This window comes from Paracoccus sp. C2R09 (genome assembly GCF_018860625.1).
In the GTDB taxonomy this organism is placed as follows: Bacteria; Pseudomonadota; Alphaproteobacteria; order Rhodobacterales; family Rhodobacteraceae; genus Paracoccus.
The window spans coordinates 1-3842 of sequence record NZ_JAHKQB010000031.1; the positions used below are offsets into that span (position 1 = coordinate 1).

6 protein-coding genes are annotated in these 3842 nt (G+C 59.6%); 4 read left to right on the forward strand and 2 right to left on the reverse strand.

Going from position 1 to position 3842, the window contains the following annotated elements:
• Positions 1-120: 120 nt before the first annotated feature.
• Positions 121-453 carry a hypothetical protein gene (locus KO490_RS14730; RefSeq protein WP_216020189.1) on the forward strand — a complete coding sequence of 111 codons (333 nt, stop codon included), beginning with the start codon at positions 121-123 and terminating at the stop codon, positions 451-453.
• Positions 454-738: 285 nt separating this feature from the next.
• Here the strand turns inward: KO490_RS14730 and KO490_RS14735 are convergent, their stop codons facing one another.
• Positions 739-996 carry a hypothetical protein gene (locus KO490_RS14735; RefSeq protein ID WP_252727219.1) on the reverse strand — a complete coding sequence of 86 codons (258 nt, stop codon included), beginning with the start codon at positions 994-996 and terminating at the stop codon, positions 739-741.
• Here KO490_RS14735 and KO490_RS16700 point away from each other — a divergent pair.
• From KO490_RS16700 to KO490_RS14745, 3 genes are read left to right on the forward strand one after another with little or no spacing between them, the layout of a single operon-like run.
• The gene (locus KO490_RS16700) at positions 922-1215 is read left to right on the forward strand and encodes a transposase (RefSeq protein WP_371822367.1); all 294 of its coding nucleotides are present in this window, start codon (positions 922-924) and stop codon (positions 1213-1215) included. The two genes, KO490_RS14735 and KO490_RS16700, sit on opposite strands and share 75 nt — an antisense overlap.
• The gene (locus KO490_RS16705) at positions 1163-1312 is read left to right on the forward strand and encodes a hypothetical protein (protein WP_371822366.1); all 150 of its coding nucleotides are present in this window, start codon (positions 1163-1165) and stop codon (positions 1310-1312) included. The genes KO490_RS16700 and KO490_RS16705 overlap by 53 nt, the downstream gene beginning before the upstream one ends.
• Before the next feature lie 10 nt (positions 1313-1322).
• Positions 1323-1631 (forward strand): transposase domain-containing protein, encoded by a 309-nt coding sequence (locus KO490_RS14745; RefSeq protein ID WP_216020191.1) that lies wholly within the window; start codon positions 1323-1325, stop codon positions 1629-1631.
• Between the two features lie 170 nt (positions 1632-1801).
• Here KO490_RS14745 and KO490_RS14750 read toward each other — a convergent pair whose 3' ends face one another.
• Positions 1802-3076 carry a hypothetical protein gene (locus tag KO490_RS14750; RefSeq protein ID WP_216020192.1) on the reverse strand — a complete coding sequence of 425 codons (1275 nt, stop codon included), beginning with the start codon at positions 3074-3076 and terminating at the stop codon, positions 1802-1804.
• Positions 3077-3842: the final 766 nt, after the last annotated feature.

The following is a 3842-nucleotide window of genomic DNA, read 5'->3' on the forward strand; positions in this document are numbered from 1 at the left end:
GGCCATGCCGGTGATCCTGCCACAGGCCTCAGAGCTCGAAACTTGGCTGACCGCAGACTGGTCCGAGGCGCGACGCCTGCAGCGCCCGTTGGACGACAATATGCTGATCGAGGTGGAGTGATGCCGCTGCACACTCCGGATCGGCGCTACATTGTCGTGCGCGGGCGGCTTTGGCGTGCAACGAACCCAAACCTGGCAAAGGCAGAACAGAAACACCTGACACAAAAGCTGATGGACGCACGACGCGCCGTGAAAGCCGCGCTGGCTGCGGGTAACCAGAAGGCCGAGGAAGAAGCGCGCGGTGAAGTGGATGCTGCGAAACACGCGCTAGGTGAGCGTGGGCCGGTATGGTGGACGGATGGAGCGCCGGACCTGAACCGCAAGATGGTCAGGAACACGGGTTATGCCGCATGGTATGACGACCTCGACAGCGAGAAGCATGATGCGAACTGAGCGTGCTCCGGGTCACTCGGCACAGCAACCTGGGGTTTTTCAGATTGACCTGTGAAATTCACCAAGCGAGCTGCCGAAATGCATACTGTGCCCGACGCAGCTTGGAGAGATCGGGGCTGTTCTAGCCCCGGGGAGGAAATAGACAGGTGGTCCAGCTGCACGCACAAGTCTCAGAAGAACGAAACGGTCAATCGTCGCCGACGTAGTGCCATAGGCACTTAGTTCGTCAAGTAGGGCGGAGAGCAGCCATTCGCTGCATGACGCATGAATGGCTGCTGCGATGTGTTAGCTTGCGTCCTTGAACACCTGGTAATCGCCGCGGACCTGAACTCGGACCGTCACATCCGACTTGTCGCGGTTGCGCCAGAACCAGCCGTGGTCGCCGTCGAACTCGGCGGTGAACTCGCCTTCCTCACCGGTCGAGCCGCGGCCCTTTTCGCAGGTGACGGAATTGCCGCCGCCGTGGCCGTGGAGGTCGAAGTTCACCCGGCCGCCTTCGACGGTCATCAGATATTGCGCTGTCCGGCCCTCGGTCATCTCCATCTTCCATTCGGCGGTGTCGCCGGGCGCGAGGCCGCCTGCTGGGCACACCTGCGCCAGGACCTCTACGATATCCGAATCGGCACCAAGTATGAGATCGCCCGGGAGGCGCTGGACCGTATCGGCGCTCTACGACATCGGACGCGTGATCACCGGCTGCTCCAGCGAAGTGCGTCGGCGCGTCAGGCAGACCCGCACGCGCCCTCTGGCGGAGAACTTTAATACGTGGTCGGAGGTCCAGCTCGGTCGGGTCTCCGGAAAGAGCGCACTGGCCAAATCCTTCCGCTACGCCGCTGACCCTCCTTCACGCTCTTCCTGAAGAAGGTCGCTTGTCCATCGACAATAACCCGGCCGAGCGGGCAATCAAGCCTGTGGTGATTGGTCGAAATCGCCGGGGCCGATGCCGGGGTGAAACCCTCGCGAGAGCCATGACGATCATCGAAAGCGCAAAGATCAGCGGCCACGATTCCGAAGCTGATCTGGCAGACATCCTAGCCCGTATCGGCGACCATAAGCTCAACCGTCTTGACGAGCTGATGCCATGGAACTGGGTGCCGCAATCCAAAGAGGCGAAGGCCGTCGCTAGAGCTGCGGTCCTTACCTGCTGGTTACTTCAGAGCCGGACAGATTCATCTTGAACCCGATACACCAGATGCCGGGACGGGACGGCTAGGCACCGGAAGAGGAATGGGCGTTCATTGAGTGGTTGCGCATCTTTTCTATGGCTTAGCCCGAACATCGGTCAATCTGCGCACCTTCATTCACGGTCGCAAAATTATTTGAACCGGTCAGGTGAGGCAATCAGCGCTCAGCGGAATGAAGAGATGATGCCAGGATCTTGAATCGGCGCCCCGCCATAGCCTTTTGGCCAGCACCATTGCATGTCGATGACATAGCTCACTGCGGCGCAGTCCGAGGCTGCAAGGCACTGCCGCTCGCATTCATCGAGCGAAATGTTTCTGATGCCGTTGGCCAAGAGATCCGCACCGCGAAGATCCATTCCACTCTGCCGGGTCATGCGCGGTATGGGCACCGGTGTTGGTGATGGCGGCGGAGCATTGCGGAAAAAACGGCGCATGCAGCCGTCGACCATGTCGCGGATCTTGGGATCCACGACCTCGCCGGAAAAGCCATAGGAGATGGTTTTGTCCAGGTTGAAGACCTTGCCGCCGATTGCCGAGGCCCCGGCGATCTCTGCCGCCACCTGCGGGGTGATCTGGAACCCCGCAATGGTCACTCCGTTCCCGTGCTCGATATAGCCGAACTCGTGGATCGTGTGATCGTAGCCGCCTGCATGCACCATGAATGGCCCGGCGAACGGCATGGGAGGCTCTTCGAGAAACGCCATCCCGTATGGACCCTGATCACCGCAGCCGATGATGATCTTGTTCTGGCCCACGAAGGCATCCTGCTCGACGCGCAGCGAAATCTCTCCCTCATAGTTCACATATTCGACCCATTGCCCTTTCACCCCCTGAGAAACGACGCCGAGATCGGCAAGCCGTTGGTGATTGACCCAGACCATGCTCTCGCCGCGCGCGGAGACTATGTCCGCGAGAAACTCGGTGGCGACCCCGCGGCCTTGGAGATAGGTGAGGATGATCGAGGTCAGTTCCTGCCCCATTGCCAAGGCGTCCGATCCGGTCAGCTCGTTCTGGGTGTAGAACTGGTGGACGCCCAGTTCGGCACCCTCCTCAATGAACCTGAAGTCGGATCCGATATAGGCGTAGACGCATGCGCTGGCGCAGATTGGCGCGCTGCTACCGGCAATTCGTGACGAGGTGTCCTCAGGTCGCAATGCAATGACCTGGCCGATCCGAATGCCCTCCATGAGTGCGCCGCCGGGGCTGTCGAACTCGAAGCTGATGTGGTTGATGGGCCGGCTTTCGTAGCGCAGCAGTTCTGCCTCCAGCGCGGTAGCGTCACCCTGCACGATCTCGCCGGACAATTTCACTGTCAGACTGGCCGGCATGAACTGCGTTGCTTCCTGATAACTGCTCGATATCTGGATAGCTGCGCCGTCCTGAGGGCCGACGATGACACCAATTAAGAATGCCGCGGCAAAGCTAAATCGTTCGAGCACTGGTAACCTCGCAGCAGAAGATCTGGAATACTATTGCACGTTAGCGTTGCGCGCTTCTAGCAATCAACACCTGTAAGGCGAAATCCAGGCTCTTCAAAGCTGCTGCGCGGTGATCAAGGACTTGGCCGCGTTCCGGCAGGGGCCTGAAATAATGGGAGACGCGGGCACGCGTGTCCCCAGCTGCTTCCGCTCCAGCACATTGCATGCTGCTTATAAAGACACAGAAAGGACTGAACATGTGCTGTGGCCACCTGTTGAATGCGGCCCGCACAGCAAACTATGCCTGCTTTATCTCGCTGCGTCAGGCGTCGAAGTCCGGGATGGACAAGCTGTGCAGCAGCACAAAGACTGTGCGTGGGGGTCGGCTCCGGACCGAACAGACCCTGATGGATCGATGCAGTGTCCAAGCGACGCTCGCGTCACCCCCGCGCCGTATCTTGCATTAGGTATCGCGTTCGCAGCACGGTAAGATTGAAAAGAGCAACGCGGGGCGCAACATCAAGATTGCAAAAAGCTCTCACGCCAACAATCGGGTGATCGCGGCGAAGTTTCGCTCTCGCGAAGTTGAATTCCTTCGCAATCTCAGCCTATGCCAGCCCTAAGGGGGCCTCGGGACGCTGATTGCTGTGGTGTGTGGCTCGTGACCTGCTCCCCATAGAGTCCGCGTTCTTTAGTTCGCTCTGTTCAGGGTTTGGCCCTTTACTGACCGTTGGTGACATTCCCACGGGGTGAGCCCGTCGAGGCTAGTGAACCGCGCCGGGTTTGC